We start from the raw sequence: 15151 nt of genomic DNA, 5'->3' as shown, positions 1-15151 counted from the left end.
GATCAGTCAGACAACCCTTTATGCCTGATGACCATAGCGAGTTGGTACCACTCCTTCCCATCCCGAACAGGACAGTGAAACGACTCAGCGCCGATGATAGTGCGGGTTCCCGTGTGAAAGTAGGTCATCGTCAGGCTCTTACAGCCCAGTAATCCCCAGTCAGCAAGGACTGGGGTTTTTTGCTTTGCGCGAAGCAAAGACAAAGAACTCGCAAACCACGAGCAAGCAAATAGACAGACAAAGAAAAAGCGCCAACTCGAAAGAGATTGCGCTTTTTTATTGGGACAAACAACCGCCAGTCAGGCGTTGCGAACGCCCAAAGCATCGGATTGCGCCGCGCCAACCGCAATCAGCTCTGCCAACAGATCTCCCGTCAGAGCCTCCAGCGTCTCATCAGTAAAGAATCGAGCCCGGATCCGCTCGAAATACGGCGTCCCAGCAAGCCACGCTCCCCACTCAGCGTGCGACACCGCATGCAGCTCCAGCAGCTTGAACTTCATCAGCACCTTCATCGCATGACGCGCGTGCTTAATCGGGTCTCGTTGCAAGCCAGCTAAACGCCGGCGCGCCGTCTGTAATACACGGTCGACGTCGACAAAGACTCCACCATGACCTGGAATCACCTGCCGAGGCGATAACTTCTCGATCAAATCGAGCGTTGCCGCGATATCTCCGAACGAAGGCTCGCCCATCAGCTCAGGAAAGGCGATGCCAAACCCGTTTTCCCAGAGCGCATCCGCTGAAATCAGGGTTCGCGACGCCGGGTCGAACAGGATCACCGAATGCGGATCATGGCCCGGAGCGCCATGCACTTGCCACGCGCGGCCCCCGAGCAGGCATTCAGTGCCTGGCTCGAGCAACCCGGTGAAGCCAAAACGCGGGCAACTCTGCCCCGTCGCAAGAAAACTCAGGCCTTCTGCATCCCATCGCTTGACCAGCGCCGCCTCTCCAGGCGGAATGTCCGTCCGCACCGACGGGTAGCGCTGCTGCAATGCCGCGTTCCCCCCGCAGTGATCGCTGTGCAGATGCGTGTTCAGCACCCGATCGAGCGGACGCTCTCCCAGAACAGACTCGATCAGAGCCAGCGTCTGATCGGCATGCGTGGCATATCCTGTGTCGACCAGCGCCGTTTCCTCGGCTCCGACGAACAGGATGTTGTTCGATGACAGCCAGCCTCGCTCGAACACGACGACATTCGCAGGCAATCCGGCGCTGGCTTCCCCGTGCCCCACGCCGTCAGGCACCGGCGCTGGTGCGCAGCTCGCGCCGCAGGATCTTCCCCACGTTGGTTTTGGGCAGCGACTCGCGGAACTCGATGTGCTTCGGCCGCTTGTAGCCGGTGAGCTGCCCGTTGCAGTACTGGAGCACGGCATCTTCCGTCAGCGTCGGGTCCCTGCGGACCACGAAGACCTTGATGGCTTCGCCTTGCTTTTCGTCCGGCACGCCGACAGCCGCGCATTCGACAACCCCAGGGCACAGCGAGATCACGTTCTCCAGTTCATTGGGGAACACGTTGAAACCGCTCACGAGAATCATGTCCTTCTTGCGATCGACGATCCGGCTGTAGCCGTCTTCCTGCATCACGGCGATGTCGCCGGTGCGCATGAAGCCGTCGGCCGTGAAGGCCGCCGCCGTTTCCGCGGGCTGGTTGTAGTAGCCAGTCATCACGTTCGGGCCCTTGATGCAGAGCTCGCCGGGCTGGCCGATCGGAAGCGATTGGCCTTCATCGTCCTTGATCGCGATCTCAATGCTCGGCAACGGGAGGCCGATGGTGCCGGTGAACTTCGTGTTCGACACCGGGTTGTTGGTGCCGATCGCGCAGGTCTCGCTCATGCCCCAGCCTTCGATCATCGGGCAGCCGGTGGCCTCGACCCATTTGCGCGCCGTGCCTTCGGAGGCGGCCATGCCGCCGGCCTGCGACACGAACAGCGTGGAGAAGTCGACCGTCTTGAACTCCGGGTGCATCAGCAGCGCATTGAACAAGGTGTTCACCGCCGGCAGCATGTGGAAGGGCCGCTTCTTCAGCACCGCGACGAACTTGTTGAAGTCGCGCGGGTTCGGAATCAGCGTCATGTGCGAGCCCTGGCGGATCACCAGCAGGCACAGCGTCAGCGCGAAGATGTGATACAGCGGCAGCGCGGCGATGCTGTTGACCTTCGCCAGGTCGCCGGCCCGCGACAGCGCGGGTGTGAACCAGGCTTCGGCCTGCAGCGTGGCGGCCACGATGTTGCGATGGGTCAGCACTGCGCCCTTCGACAGCCCGGTGGTGCCGCCCGTGTACTGCAGGAAAGCGATGGAATCGAGCGTGCTCTGGTCGGGCCCGAGCGTGCGCCCGCGGCCTTCGGCGATCGCCTGTTTGAACGGCGTGACCGTGCGGCCTTCGCTCAACGGCAGCTTGTAGGGCGGCACCATCTTGGCCAGGTGACGCACGGCCACCGTGATCCACGCGCCGTAGAGCCCGCCGAGCAAGTCGCCCATCGCGGTCATCACCACGTGCTTGATCGGCGTGCGCTCGATCACCTGCTCGAGCGTGGCAGCAAAGTTTTCGAGGATGACGATGGCCGTGGCGCCGGAGTCCTTGAGCTGGTGCTCCAGCTCGCGCGCCGTGTACAGCGGATTGACGTTCACGCAGGTGTAGCCTGCGCGCAGCACAGCGCACATCGTGACCGCGAACTGCGGTACGTTGGGCAGCATGATCGCCACCCGCGCACCGGGCTCGAGGCCCCGCGACTGCAGCCAAGCACCCATCGCCTTCGAGAGCGTGTCCAGCTCGCCGTACGACATCCACCGCTCCATGCAGACCGAGAACGGCCGGTCCTTGTAGCGGCCGAAAGCCTCGTCGAACATGTGAGGCAGGGAGCGGTACTGCTCCGGGTGAATCTCGTGCGGCACGCCGGCCGGGTAGTTCTGTTGCGCGGATGTCTGCATGCAAGCTCCTTTGGCGCGGATTGTGGGAGCCAATGCCTCCCACCCGCCAGCGGGCTTGTCCTAGGGGCGCATGCCGGGTGTCGCGCAGGCGATAGCCGCCGTGCGCGCTCGGGTCATTGCGATGCGATCAGGCGTTGCCCGATTCGCCCGGCAGCAGCACGCCGGCCGGGATGTCGGCCTCGACTTCAAGTGCGCGGTACAGCGGCGTGAAGTCGGGTGCCGTGAGATCGAAGAGCTGCGCGAAGTTCTCGATCACGAAGTAGTTGGCCTGGTAGGTGTCGATCTTGTATTGCGTGCGCATGGTGCGCAGCAGGTCGAGCGGAAGGCGGTGCGGCTCGGGGCTGCGCACCGCGTGCTGCAGCTCACCGACCGAGCTCAGGATGCCGGCGCCGTAGGCGCGCAGGCCCTCGGGCTGGCGGATCAGGCCGAACTCGACCGTGTACCAGTACAGGCGCGCCAGCTTCTCGCCGGCGCCCAGCTCGTGCGCCTTCATGCCGCCCTGGCCGTAACGCTGCACATAGTCGGCGAAGGTCGGGTCGAACAGCATCGGCACGTGGCCAAACAGGTCGTGGAACACGTCGGGCTCGACGATGTAGTCGAACTCTTCGGGCTTGCGGATCCAGTCGGTCACCGGGAACTTGCGGTTCGCCAGCAGCGTGAAGAAGGGCAGCTCGGGAATCAGCCCGGGCACCGCCACGATCTCCCAGCCGGTGGCGCGATGCAGGCGCTCGTTGAGTTCCTCGAAGCGTGGGATGCGGTCCTTCACGCCGAGCAGCGGCAGCGCTTTGATGAAGGCGTCGCAGGCCAGGCCCGGCAGCTGCGCGGCCTGGCGTTCGTACAGCCGCTTGTAGGTGTCGTGGTCGGCCGCCGTGTAGCTGGCCCAGTCCTGCGGGCAGGTGTAGTCGGCCTGCACAGAACCGCCGCGCGAGTAGTCGCCGCGCGGTGGGCGATCGGATGCGCCATAGACGGCGGGAGTGACAACGGCGGCGGGGGTGTCCATGGGGCGTTCGGTTTCTCGGGTTATTTGAGCCAGCGGTCCATCACGCGCTGGAAGTCGCCGCCGGCTTGCTGCAGGTGCAGCCATTGGTCGACATACGATTTGAAAGCCACGTCGTCGCGCGGCAGCATCCAGGCCATCTCGCCGTACTGCAGCGGCTTGTCGGGGTTCACCGCGCACAGTCCGGGCTTGAGCTTCTGCTGCGTGATGGCCTCGGCCGATTCGGTGACGAACACGTCGGCGCGGTTGGCCAGGATCTCGTCGAAGATCGTGACGTTCTCGCCGTGCAGCGTGAGCTTGGCCTGCTTGAAATTGGTGCGGGCGAAGCGTTCGTTGCTGCCGCCCGGATTGAAGATCACGCGGGTCGACGGCTGGTCGATGGCCGCCACGCTCTGGTACTTGGCCACGTCGGCGCACCGCGCGATCGGCGTCTTGCCGTTGACCATGTACGGCGCGCTGAAGAAGGCGCGCTTCTGGCGGTCGGTGGTCACCGACACGCCGCCCACGGCGATGTCGCACTTGCCTGCAGCCAGGTCGGGCAGCAGGTTGGCCCAGGTCGTCTTGACCCACTCGGGCTTCGCGCCGAGGCTGGCGCTGAAGCCCGCCATCAGGTCGACGTCGATGCCTTCGAACGAGGCGTCGGCCTTCTGGAAGCTGAAGGGCCGGTAGTCGCCCGGCGTGCAGATGCGCAGCACCGCCGCCTTCTGCACCGTGTCCAGGTGCGAGGCACCCGGGCCGGCCGCGGGCGGCGCCGAAGCGCAGCCCGAGAGCACGACCGCAGCGGCGGCTGCCGCGACAAAGGAAGTGACGACAGTCGAAGAAGAGGCGTGGCGCATGCCGGGCTCCAGGGCAGTGGTGAAGCGCCTTATTTTGCGGCGCTCAGCACGCCGCGGCGCATCTGGTCGAGCTCGATGCTCTCGAACAGCGCCTTGAAGTTGCCGTTGCCGAAGCCGTCATCGCCCTTGCGCTGGATGAACTCGAAGAAGATCGGGCCCAGCTGGTTCTCACTGAAGATCTGCAGCAGCAACGCGTCCTTCTTGCCGTCGATCAGGATCTTGCGTTTCTTCAGCTCGGCCACGCTTTCGCCGTGCTCGGGAATGCGCTTGTCGATCAGCTCGTAGTACGTGTCGATGGTGTCCAGCAGCGTCACGCCGTTGGCGCGCAGCGCGTCGACGCTCTCGTACAGGTTGTCCGAGCCCATGGCGATGTGCTGGATGCCCTCGCCCTTGTACATGTCCAGGTACTCCTGGATCTGGCCGGCCTGTTCCTTGCCCTCTTCGTTGATCGGGATGCGGATCTTGCCGCAGGGGCTGGTCATGGCCTTGCTCTTCACGCCCGTCACCTGGCCTTCGATGTCGAAGTACTTCACTTCGCGGAAGTTGAAGAGCTTCTCGTAGAAGTTGGCCCACACGTCCATGCGGCCGCGGTACACGTTGTGCGTCAGGTGGTCGATGTAGGTGAGGCCGTTGCCCTTGCGCGTGAGTGCGTCCTGCGACGACACGCCCGGCAGCGCCTCGAAGTCCACGTCGTAGAAGCCGATGTTGCCGATGTCGCCCGGCTGCGCGCCGTTCTTGCCCGGCCAGCGGTCCACCAGGTAGATCAGGCTGTCGCCGATGCCCTTGATGGCGGGAATGTTCAGCTCGCCCGGGCCGGCCTTGTCGGCAAAGCCCCAGGCGCCCAGCGCGGTGGCGCGCTCGTAGGCCTGCTTGGCGTCCTGCACGCGGAAGGCGATGGCGCACACGCTCGGGCCGTGTTCGCGCGCGAAACGCTGGGCGAACGAGTCGGGTTCGGCGTTCAGGATGAAGTTGATCGTGCCCTGGCGGTACAGCAGCACGTTCTTGTGGCGGTGCTTGGCGATGGCCACGAAGCCCATGCGCTCGAACACCTGGCCCATCGCGACCGGATCGGGTGCCGCGTATTCGATGAATTCGAAACCGTCGGTGCCCATCGGGTTCTCCCAGGGCGTGAAGGCGGGGGCGTCGGTGTGGCTCATGGGTGCTGTCTCCGAAAAGTGGGGAAAGTTGTGCAGAAAGGAAAACCAAGGTCCGGATTCGGGCCGTGCTGCACTGTAGGTCGGAAGGCTTTCAGGTTTTCTGCGTTTCTGGGCGCCATAGATGGCCATGACGCAGTAAAACTGCAAAAATGGCGAAATGGAAGCACTCGACAAGATCGATCGACTCATTCTGCGCATGCTGCAAGCAGACGGCCGCGCCACCTACGACCAGATCGCCGAGCAGGTCAGCCTGTCGCCCAGCGCCGTGCTCCGGCGGGTCAAGCGGCTCGAGGAGCACAAGGTCATCGACCGCTACGTGGCCCTGGTCCAGCCCGAAGCGGTCGGCCTGGGCCTCACGGCCTACCTGAACGTGCGGCTCGAAAAGCACACCGAAAGCCACAAGCGCAACCCCATGGACCTGTTCCGCGCCAGCGTGCAGACCTGGCCCGAGGTGGTCGAGTGCGCCGCGCTCACCGGCGACATGGACTACCTGCTGCGCGTCGTGGTGGCCGACATGGCGCACTACAGCCGCTTCATCATGGACACCCTGCTGAAGCACCCCAGCGTCCAAGACTGCAAGACCAGCTTTGTGCTCGATCGTGTCAAAGCCACAACATCTGTGCCCGTTTAACTACAAATTGGTTGCGGAAAGACCACGGACTCTGGTATCGAGTCACGAATGCGTCCTGAAAGTGTCCCCATGGGCTTGGTGATTAAGGGAAAACCCTTACATTCGAACCATGCTTACCGCCAAGACCCTCCTCAAAGCGTCTCTCGGCCTCGGCTCTTTCCTGAAGGCGCCGATGGTTGAGGCGCAGCCGCGCGCCGTCAGCGCGCCACCGCCCGTCATGGTGCCGATCCGCTCGATCGGCCCGCGCGAACGCGAGCGCATCGCGCGCCATCTGCTCGACCTGACACCGCACGACCGCTACCTGCGCTTCGGCTATGCCGCGGCCGACGAGCAGGTCTTGCGCTACGTCGAGGGCCTGGACTTCGACCGCGACGAACTGTTCGGCATCTACAACCGCCGCCTCGACCTGATCGCGATGGCGCACGTGGCCTACGCGCCCGGCGACGAGCACAGCGACTGCGCCGAGTTCGGCGTGTCCGTGTCGGCGCACGCCCGCGGCCGCGGCTACGGCGCGCGCCTGTTCGAGCGCGCCGTGGTGGCCGCGCGCAACGAAGGCGTAGGCATGCTCTTCATCCATGCGCTGAGCGAAAACGCGGCCATGCTCAAGATCGCCCGCAACGCCGGCGCCACCGTCGTGCGCAGCGGCTCGGAGTCGGAAGCGCATCTGCAGCTGCCCACCGCCACCTTCGACAGCCGCATGAGCGAGATCGCGCTCGAGCACTACGCCGCCGTCGATTTCGCGCTCAAGAGCCGCGCCAAGCAGTTCTGGGCCTTCCTCGCGAGCGTGCAGGAAGTGCGCAGCGGAATGCGCGAAGCCCGCGGCAAATCCGCACCTTGAGCGGGCAGGGCCGGCCTATGCCGGCCGGACGGTAGAGCCTGTCATGCGCAATCCGTTATCCTTGCCTTTCTTCAACTTCGCCCTCCCGCAGTGGCCGACCCTCACCCTGAACGCGCTCCCGTTGAACGGGAAGACAAGCGTGGCTTTCTCCAGAAGCTCGCCGAATTCATCCACCCCGGCCCCGATTCACGCGACGAGCTGATCGAAACCCTCGCCGACGCCGAGGACAACGAGGTGATCGGTGCCGAATCGCGCGTGATGCTCGAAGGCGTGCTGCGCATGGCCGACATGACGGCCGGCGACGTGATGGTCGCCGCCCCGCGCATGGACCTCGTGAACATCGACGCGCCCTTCGACGCGTTGCTGCACTCGGTGATCCAGACCGCGCACTCGCGCTTCCCGGTCTACGAGGGCGAAAAAGAAAACATCATCGGCATCCTGCTCGCGAAAGACCTGCTCAAGCTGCAGCGCGCGCCGGGCCTGAACATCCGTGCCTTGCTGCGCCCAGCCACCTTCGTGCCCGAGAGCAAGGGCCTGAACGACCTGCTGCGCGAGTTCCGCGGCAACCGCAACCACTTGGCCATCGTCATCGACGAGTTCGGCCGCGTGGCCGGCCTCATCACCATTGAAGACGTGCTCGAGCAGATCGTCGGCGAGATCGAAGACGAGTTCGACATCGCCGAAGACGAGGGCGACATCTTCGGCCTGGCCGACCACACCTACCGCGTCTCGGGCGACACGCCCATCGAGCGCGTGGCCGAGGCCTTCGGCATCGTCTTCAACGAAGAACAGCTGAGCGAAGACTTCGACACCATCGGCGGACTCATCGCGCACGAGATGGGCCACGTGCCCAAGCGCGGCGAGCACCACGCCATCGGCGGCTTCGACTTCGTCGTGCTGCACACCAAGGGCGGCGCGGTGCGCTGGTTCCGGGTGTCGCCGGCGCGCGGCGGCGACGCGGCCGACTGATGCCGGCGCCCGCAGCAGCGGCCCCGGCCCGCGTTTCGCCTTCTTCTTCCCCTTCTTCCGCTGCCAGCGGTTTCCTGCGCCTGCTCGGCTTCGGCCTCGCGGGCGTGGCGCAGGCCCTGTCCATCGCGTGGCCCGGCGACGGCCGCCCGTTGTGGTGGCTGCAGTTGCTGTCGCTGGCCGGGCTGGTCTGGCTGCTCGACGGCCTGCGCGCGCAGGGCGCGGGCTGGCGCCGCGCCGGCCTGCACGGCTGGGTGTTCGCGACCGCGTGGCTCACGGGCAGCTTCTGGTGGCTCTTCATTTCGATGCACACCTACGGCGGGCTACCGGCGCCGCTGGCGGTGATCGCCGTGCTCGCGCTGGCCGCGGCGCTGGCGCTCTACTACGCCGTGGCCTGTGCCTGGTTCGTGGTGCGCGGGCCGGCGGGGCGCATCGCGGGCGCCTTGGTGTTCGCGGCACTGTGGACGCTGGCCGAACTCGTGCGCGGCAGCTGGTTCACCGGCTTTCCCTGGGGCGCGGGCGGCTATGCCCACGTTGAGGGCCCGCTGGCCGCGCTGGCGCCGTGGGTCGGCGTGTACGGCATCGGCGCGGCGGCGGCACTGGCCGTGGCGCTGGTCGCGCGGCGCCTGCCGCTGCGCGGCGTGGTGCCGACGGCGCTGGCCGCGGTGCTGCTCGCCGCGGTCTTCGTGCTGCCCAACCTGGTCTCGCCGCTGCCCGCCGATGCACGCGGCGCGCAGGGCACCGCCGGCACGCTGCAGGTTGCGCTGCTGCAGGGCAACATCCCGCAGGACGAGAAATTCATTCCGGGCGGCGGCATCGAAACCGCGCTGCGCTGGTACGCCGAACAGCTGCGTGATGCCAAGGCCCAGCTCGTGGTCACGCCCGAAACCGCGCTGCCGCTGCTGCCGCGCCAGCTGCCCGCCGGCTACCTCGACGCCATCCAGCAACGCTACGGCCAGCCGGGTACGCAGCAGGCCGCCATCGTCGGCCTGCCGCTCGGCGACGGGCCGGGCACCTACCGCAACGCCGTGCTGGGCTTCCAGCCCGGCGCGACGCAGCCCTACGCCTACAGCAAGCACCACCTCGTGCCCTTCGGCGAGTTCATTCCGCCGGGCTTTCGCTGGTTCATCCGCATGATGAGCATCCCGCTTGGCGACTTCGAGCGCGGCGGGCTCGCGCAGGCGCCGTTCGTCTGGCAGGGCCAGCGCATCGCGCCCAACATCTGCTACGAAGATTTGTTCGGCGACGAGATCGGCGCGAACTTCCGCGACGAGGCGACCGCACCGACCATCCTGCTCAACGTCAGCAACATCGCCTGGTTCGGGGACTCGGTCGCCATCGACCAGCACCTGGCCATCTCGCGCATGCGTGCGCTTGAGTTCGCGCGGCCGATGGTGCGCGCCACCAACACCGGCGCGACCGTGGTGATCGACGCCGCGGGCCGCGTCACGCACCAGCTGCCGCGCCTCACGCGCGGCGTGCTCGAGGCGCCAGTCGAAGGCCGGCGCGGGCTCACGCCCTTCGCGCGCTGGGTCGCGCCTTTCGGCCTGTGGCCGCTGTGGATCGCGGCGCTCGCGATCGTCGCGCTCGGCGCGGTCTTCTTCCGGCCTGGGCGGCGCTGAATCGCACCGGCGGATACACGTTCGAAGTCGTCGTCCGTGAAGCACTATCACCGCCCCAAGCCTGCCGCGCCACCCGCTGTTGATGGCGCGAGCCTGCGAGCCAAAGGCCCGGTGCTCGAAGTCTTCCTCGCGTTCCTCGCGCTCGGCCTGACCTCCTTCGGCGGGCCGGTGGCGCACCTCGGCTACTTCCGCGCGGAGTTCGTCGAACGCCGCAAGTGGCTCGACGACAAGAGCTATTCCGACCTCGTGGCGCTGTGCCAGTTCTTGCCCGGGCCCGCGAGCAGCCAGGTCGGCATCGCGTTGGGGCTCGGCCGCGCGGGCTGGGGTGGGGCGCTGGCGGCGTGGCTCGGGTTCACGCTGCCTTCCGCTGTGGCGCTCATCCTCTTTGCGGCCGGTGTCACGCACTGGTCGGCCTTGGCGCAATCGGGCGCGGTGCACGGGTTGAAGGTCGTCGCGGTGGCCGTCGTCGCGCAGGCGGTGTGGGGCATGGCGAAGTCGCTGTGCCCCGACCGGTTGCGCGCGGGCGTGGCCATCGTCGCGGCGCTGCTGGTGCTCGCGGTGCCTTCGGCTGTAGGGCAGATCGTCGCCATCGTCGCCGGGGGCGTGGTCGGCCGATGGGCGCTGCAACTGGGCCCCCTTCCTGCCGCGCAACACCGCGACTACGGCGTGCGCAAGGCGACGGGCGCCGCGCTGCTGGGCCTGTTCGCCGTGCTGCTCGTCGCGCTGCCGATGCTGGCCGCGGCAACACAGTGGCAGCCACTGTCCGTCATCGCCTCCTTCTATCAATCGGGCGCGCTGGTGTTCGGCGGCGGCCACATCGTGCTGCCCCTGCTGCAGGCCAGTGTGGTGCCTCCGGGCCTCGTTTCGAACGATGTGTTCCTGGCCGGCTACGGCGCGGCCCAGGCCGTGCCGGGGCCCTTGTTCACCTTCGCAGCCTTCCTCGGCGCCGCCATGCCGGGCCCGTTCGGCGGCTGGGCGGGTGGCGTGGCGCTGCTGCTGGCCATCTTCCTGCCCGCCTTCCTGCTGGTGGCGGGCGCGCTGCCGTTCTGGGAGACGCTGCGCCAGCGTGAGGGCGTCCAGCGCGCGATGGCGGGCGTGAACGCAGCGGTTGTCGGCGTGCTGTTGGCTGCGCTCTACGACCCGGTGTGGACGAGCGCGATCCATTCGAAGGCCGATTTCGGCCTCGCGCTGGCGGCGTTCGGCTTGCTGGTCTACGCGCGCTTGTCGCCGGTGTGGGTCGTCGGGCTCGCGGCCGTCGCTGGCTGGCTGCTGGCCCTCTAAGGCCGGCGCATGACCGCATGCCATGCCGGCATGCAGCGGCCCTGCACGCGGGCATGGTTCATGTATCTTCCTCGCCGCCTCCAGAAATCATCCTCAAACCAAGGAACCCCTATGTACTTTTCTACCCATTTCCGTGCCTTCGCGGCCGGTGCCGCATTGCTCGCGGCCAGCGCGCTCGCGCAGGCCCAGCAGGCACTGCCCAACGTGGTGATCCTGGCGACCGGCGGCACCATCGCCGGCGCCGGCGCGTCGGCCGTCAACAGCGCGACCTACGCGGCCGCCAAGGTCGGCGTCGAGAAGCTGATCGCCGGCCTGCCCGAGCTGGCCAAGGTTGCCAACGTGCGCGGCGAGCAGGTGTTCCAGGTGGCTTCCGAAAGCCTCACCAACGACAACCTGATGACGCTCGCCAAGCGCGTCTCGGCGCTCTCGAAGCAGTCGGACGTCGACGGCATCGTCATCACCCACGGGACCGACACGCTGGAAGAAACCGCCTACTTCCTGACGCTCACCGTGCACACCAACAAGCCGATCGTGGTGGTCGGCTCGATGCGCCCGGGCACGGCCCTGTCGGCCGACGGCGCGCTCAACCTGTACGACGCGGTGAACGTGGCGGGCAGCAAGGACGCGATGGGCAAGGGCGTGCTCGTGACGATGGGCGACAACATCGACACCGGCCGCGACGTGAGCAAGAACGTCAACATCAAGACCAGCGCGTTCTCCAGCCAGTGGGGTCCGCTGGGCATGATCGTCGAGGGCAAGAACTACTGGTTCCGTGCGCCGGTCAAGCGCCACACGATGAACTCGGAATTCGACATCGACACCATCACCGCGCTGCCGCCGGTCGAGATCGCCATGGGCTACGAAGGCGTGTCCTCGGTGGCCATCGACGCGATCGCCAAGAGCGGCGCCAAGGCGCTGATCCACGGCGGCACGGGCAATGGCTCGGTGGCCGACCGCATCGTGCCGAACCTGCAGAAGGCGCGCACCGATGGCGTGATCGTCATCCGCAGTTCGCGCGTGCCCGACGGCTTCGTGATCCGCAACGCCGAGCAGCCCGACGACAAGTACGACTGGGTGGTGGCGCACGACCTTCGCCCGCAGAAGGCGCGCATCCTGGCGATGGTGGCTCTCACGAAGACCAACAACACCAAGGAACTTCAGCGCATCTTCTGGGAATACTGATCGACGGTCAGCGCGCGGTGCGGCGCTTGCGGTGCCGCGCGTATTCCAGGCTGCTCACGCACACGAGCAGCCAGCCCAGGCCGGTCAGCAGGCCGGCCGCGACATCGCTCGCGAAGTGCACCTGCAGGAAGACCCGGCTGCAGGCGATGGTGACGATGGCCGCCGCCGTGGCCATGGCGGCCGGTACATGCCAGCGCGCCGGCAGCAGCCGCAGCGCCAGGTACAGCAGCATTCCGTAGCTCACGATCGCGCCCGCGCTGTGGCCGCTGGGAAAGCTGAAGCTCGTCTCCAGCGCCAGTCCGTGGTCATGCACCGGCCGGGCCCGCGCAAAGATGTGCTTGAGCGCGGGGTTCAGCACCACGATGCCGCCGAGCGCAATCACCCAGCCCAGTGCCAGCCCGCGGTGCGCGTTGCGCCACAGCAGCAGCGCGATGACCCCGCACACGGGCGCGAGCAATTGCGCATCGCCCAGGTGCGTGAGCCAGCTGAAGCTCACGAGCGCGCCCCACGGCACGTGGGTGCCGATGGCGTCGGCGAGCGCCTGGTCGGCGCGGCCCATGGTGCGTCCGTCGCCGAGGTGCGAGGCGATCCAGGCGACCAGCACCGCCGCCGCAAGGATCAGCACGAAGCCCAGTCCCAAACCGAGCGCCAGGCGCGATTCATCGGGCTCGCCGGTGTCAGGCAAAGGATGGCGCCGCTGCAGCATCCGGCAGGCGAGGCCGGCGCCGAGCACCGACACGGCCAGCGCGAGCGCGAACCAGGCCAGGGCGTGTTCGCCCAGCTGTTGTGCGAGAAGAATCAAGGGGGAAGAAGAAAGAAGAAGAGTGTCCGCAGGAGGCATGCGGCGCAACCCTAAGGGCCCGCCGCGCGGCTGGCAAGCGGAAGCCGTAACAGGTCAACGGGCATGAAGGCTTTGTCGGCCGCCGAATGGTCCCAGCGTTCGACCACGCAGACACGCTGCGCGCCGTCGTCGGTCGATTCCGTGCGCAGCACGTTCACCGAATTCGGCGCGTCCCAGCGCACGCGCGTCGACACCGCGGTGCCGGCCTGCACCGCCCACGCCGTGGGCGGACAGCCTTGAAAGTGCTCGTCCAGCGGGCGCACGAAAGGCAGGTGGATGTGGCCGCCGACGATCAGGTCGGCGCGCGCTGCCGTCCAGCGCGCCACCGCCGCTTCGCGCCCGTGCAGGCGGTTCGAGCGGTCTTCGGGCCGCGTCACCAGCACCGGCTGATGCGTCACGACCACGCGCACCTGCCGGGGCGTGGCGTTCGCCAACCGCGCCGCGACGCGCTCGACCTGCGCAGGCGACACCTCGCCGTCCTCGTGCCGGTACCAGCGCGTCGTGTTGACCGTGACCACCAGCCAGTCGTCGCAGGCGAACACCGGCTCCAGGTCGGTGCCGAAGGCTTCTGTGTAGCGACCGTAGGGCGAGAAGACGCGTGCCGCCAGCTGGAACAGCGGGATGTCGTGGTTGCCCGGAATGGCGACCACCGGCGCCGCGAGCCGGTCGGCAAAAGCGCGCGCCGCCGCGAACTGGCGGCGCGTGGCGCGCTGCGTGATGTCGCCCGACAGCAGCACTGCCTGGGGTGCCAACGTGTGCGCGAGGCGCTCGAGCGCCTGCAGCACCTCGGGCTGCTCGGTGCCGAAGTGTGGGTCGGACACTTGCAGCAGGCAGCTCATGGCCGCGCCGCCTCCAGCTCGGGCGCGCTGTCGGGCCGCACCAGCCACAGCGGGTCGGGCGCCACGCGGAACAGCAAGGGCATGTCGACCCAGTCGATCTCGCCGTCGGTGGCGATCTTCACGCGGCGCGGCGTGCGCAGCCGGCCGGCTTTCACCGTCATCGATTCGAAGGGGAAGCTCAGCACCTCGTCGGCGTCGCCCAGCCGTCCGAGCGCGCCGCGCACCAGCAGCCCCGGCATCGCCAGCAGGCCGACCGGCTTGAGCGCCACCGCGGTCAGCTGGCCCTGCTCGGGCGCCTCGGCGTGCTCGACGCCCGCCTGCATCAGCTGCAGCGGGTTGTTGCCCACGAACAGCGTGGGCGTGCGGATGTCGCGCTCGTGGCCGTGCGATGCAATGCGCAGCTGCCAGTGGCGATGGCGCCCGCGCAGCACCGTCAGCAGGCCCGAGTAGAAGGCGATCCAGCGGTGGCGGCCGAAGCGCGCCTTGTGGGTTTCGCGCTCCTCCAGCAGGTCGGCGTACAGGCCCATGCTGGCATTCACCAGGAACACGCGGTCGTTCACCAGCCCCACCTGCACGGGCCGGGGCTGCTGCGTCAGCAGCACCTGCAGCGCCTGCGCCGTGTCGCGCGGAATGCCGTGCGTGCGGCTGAAATAGTTGAAGGTGCCCTGCGGCAGCACGCCGAAGGGGCAGCCGCTGCCCAGCGTGGCCTGGGCCACGGCGTTGATGGTGCCGTCGCCGCCCGCGGCCACCACCACGCCGCCCACGGCGCGGGCGCGCTCGACCGCTTCGCGCGCCAGCGCCTGCACGCGGCCGGGGCCGTCCACAAGGAACACGCGGTGCCGGCGGCCATCCGCGGCAAAGGCGTCGTCGATGACCTCGCGGGCCTGCGCGGTGCTCTCGCTGCCGGAGCCGGCGTTGAGCACGATGAAAAAAGGAGTGTCGGGGCCGATGTGGGGCGGTGCCATGCAGTGAGAGAGGGGGAAAGCGCAGGAAAGTGCCGAAAGCGGCGGGAAACGCAAAAAAGCGCGCGGGG

The 15151-nt window shown here is 67.4% G+C and carries 14 protein-coding genes and 1 rRNA gene; 7 read left to right on the top strand and 8 right to left on the bottom strand.

Features of this window, described 5'->3' with window-relative positions; translation table 11 throughout:
* Positions 1-23 precede the first annotated feature (23 nt).
* Positions 24-136, top strand: a 5S ribosomal RNA gene (gene rrf / locus AAG801_RS15485).
* Positions 137-299: 163 nt separating this feature from the next.
* On the opposite strand, the gene AAG801_RS15480 is transcribed toward rrf, so the two are convergent.
* The 5 genes from AAG801_RS15480 to hppD form a co-directional block, all read right to left on the bottom strand.
* Complete coding sequence (locus AAG801_RS15480) at positions 300-1232, bottom strand: MBL fold metallo-hydrolase (RefSeq protein ID WP_341889164.1); 933 nt, start codon at positions 1230-1232, stop codon at positions 300-302.
* Between the two features lie 4 nt (positions 1233-1236).
* Entirely contained in the window at positions 1237-2928 is a 1692-nt protein-coding gene (locus tag AAG801_RS15475; protein ID WP_341889162.1) for an AMP-binding protein, read from the bottom strand.
* 127 nt (positions 2929-3055) lie between these two features.
* Positions 3056-3928, bottom strand: coding sequence for a phenylalanine 4-monooxygenase (gene phhA, locus AAG801_RS15470; RefSeq protein WP_341889161.1), 873 nt, complete (start codon positions 3926-3928; stop codon positions 3056-3058).
* A gap of 20 nt (positions 3929-3948) precedes the next feature.
* Entirely contained in the window at positions 3949-4761 is an 813-nt protein-coding gene (locus AAG801_RS15465) for a transporter substrate-binding domain-containing protein (protein WP_192193838.1), read from the bottom strand.
* A gap of 29 nt (positions 4762-4790) precedes the next feature.
* Positions 4791-5918: a 4-hydroxyphenylpyruvate dioxygenase gene (gene hppD / locus AAG801_RS15460; RefSeq protein WP_192193837.1), complete on the bottom strand. Its 1128-nt coding sequence runs from the start codon at positions 5916-5918 to the stop codon at positions 4791-4793.
* 157 nt (positions 5919-6075) lie between these two features.
* On the opposite strand from hppD, the gene AAG801_RS15455 reads away from it, so the two are divergent.
* The 6 genes from AAG801_RS15455 (at position 6076) to AAG801_RS15430 (ending at position 12438) form a co-directional block, all read left to right on the top strand.
* Positions 6076-6549 carry an Lrp/AsnC family transcriptional regulator gene (locus AAG801_RS15455; protein WP_099793261.1) on the top strand — a complete coding sequence of 158 codons (474 nt, stop codon included), beginning with the start codon at positions 6076-6078 and terminating at the stop codon, positions 6547-6549.
* A gap of 109 nt (positions 6550-6658) precedes the next feature.
* Positions 6659-7387 carry a GNAT family N-acetyltransferase gene (locus tag AAG801_RS15450; RefSeq protein ID WP_099793259.1) on the top strand — a complete coding sequence of 243 codons (729 nt, stop codon included), beginning with the start codon at positions 6659-6661 and terminating at the stop codon, positions 7385-7387.
* Between the two features lie 90 nt (positions 7388-7477).
* A complete protein-coding gene (locus tag AAG801_RS15445; RefSeq protein WP_099793257.1) occupies positions 7478-8356 on the top strand; it encodes a transporter associated domain-containing protein in 879 nt (292 codons plus the stop codon).
* Positions 8356-9975, top strand: a complete 1620-nt coding sequence (gene lnt, locus AAG801_RS15440; protein ID WP_341889160.1) for an apolipoprotein N-acyltransferase — start codon at positions 8356-8358, stop codon at positions 9973-9975. Before AAG801_RS15445 ends, lnt begins: the two co-directional genes overlap by 1 nt.
* A 93-nt stretch (positions 9976-10068) precedes the next feature.
* Positions 10069-11256 (top strand): chromate efflux transporter, encoded by a 1188-nt coding sequence (gene chrA, locus AAG801_RS15435; RefSeq protein WP_341889163.1) that lies wholly within the window; start codon positions 10069-10071, stop codon positions 11254-11256.
* Between the two features lie 111 nt (positions 11257-11367).
* Complete coding sequence (locus AAG801_RS15430) at positions 11368-12438, top strand: asparaginase (protein WP_341889159.1); 1071 nt, start codon at positions 11368-11370, stop codon at positions 12436-12438.
* A 7-nt stretch (positions 12439-12445) separates the two neighbouring features.
* Here the strand turns inward: AAG801_RS15430 and AAG801_RS15425 are convergent, their stop codons facing one another.
* From AAG801_RS15425 to AAG801_RS15415, 3 genes are read right to left on the bottom strand one after another with little or no spacing between them, the layout of a single operon-like run.
* A complete protein-coding gene (locus AAG801_RS15425) occupies positions 12446-13240 on the bottom strand; it encodes a phosphatase PAP2 family protein (protein WP_341889158.1) in 795 nt (264 codons plus the stop codon).
* Positions 13241-13290: 50 nt separating this feature from the next.
* On the bottom strand, positions 13291-14118 hold the full coding sequence (locus tag AAG801_RS15420; RefSeq protein WP_341889157.1) for a metallophosphoesterase: 828 nt from the start codon (positions 14116-14118) through the stop codon (positions 13291-13293).
* On the bottom strand, positions 14115-15083 hold the full coding sequence (locus AAG801_RS15415) for a diacylglycerol kinase family protein (protein WP_341889156.1): 969 nt from the start codon (positions 15081-15083) through the stop codon (positions 14115-14117). The genes AAG801_RS15420 and AAG801_RS15415 overlap by 4 nt, the downstream gene beginning before the upstream one ends.
* Positions 15084-15151 lie beyond the last annotated feature (68 nt).

Source organism: Variovorax sp. YR752, assembly GCF_943372545.1.
The sequence above is the reverse complement of the archived record's forward strand: the minus strand, read 5'-3'. Positions and strand labels throughout refer to the sequence as shown.

What these genes read in the sequence shown, in the direction of transcription:
- AAG801_RS15475 (WP_341889162.1), bottom strand. Translation starts at nt 2,928, where the DNA reads ATGCAGACATCCGCGCAACAGAACTACCCGGCCGGCGTGCCGCACGAG.
- phhA (WP_341889161.1), bottom strand. Translation starts at nt 3,928, where the DNA reads ATGGACACCCCCGCCGCCGTTGTCACTCCCGCCGTCTATGGCGCATCC.
- AAG801_RS15465 (WP_192193838.1), bottom strand. Translation starts at nt 4,761, where the DNA reads ATGCGCCACGCCTCTTCTTCGACTGTCGTCACTTCCTTTGTCGCGGCA.
- hppD (WP_192193837.1), bottom strand. Translation starts at nt 5,918, where the DNA reads ATGAGCCACACCGACGCCCCCGCCTTCACGCCCTGGGAGAACCCGATG.
- AAG801_RS15455 (WP_099793261.1), top strand. Translation starts at nt 6,076, where the DNA reads ATGGAAGCACTCGACAAGATCGATCGACTCATTCTGCGCATGCTGCAA.
- AAG801_RS15450 (WP_099793259.1), top strand. Translation starts at nt 6,659, where the DNA reads ATGCTTACCGCCAAGACCCTCCTCAAAGCGTCTCTCGGCCTCGGCTCT.
- lnt (WP_341889160.1), top strand. Translation starts at nt 8,356, where the DNA reads ATGCCGGCGCCCGCAGCAGCGGCCCCGGCCCGCGTTTCGCCTTCTTCT.
- AAG801_RS15430 (WP_341889159.1), top strand. Translation starts at nt 11,368, where the DNA reads ATGTACTTTTCTACCCATTTCCGTGCCTTCGCGGCCGGTGCCGCATTG.
- AAG801_RS15420 (WP_341889157.1), bottom strand. Translation starts at nt 14,118, where the DNA reads ATGAGCTGCCTGCTGCAAGTGTCCGACCCACACTTCGGCACCGAGCAG.
- AAG801_RS15415 (WP_341889156.1), bottom strand. Translation starts at nt 15,083, where the DNA reads ATGGCACCGCCCCACATCGGCCCCGACACTCCTTTTTTCATCGTGCTC.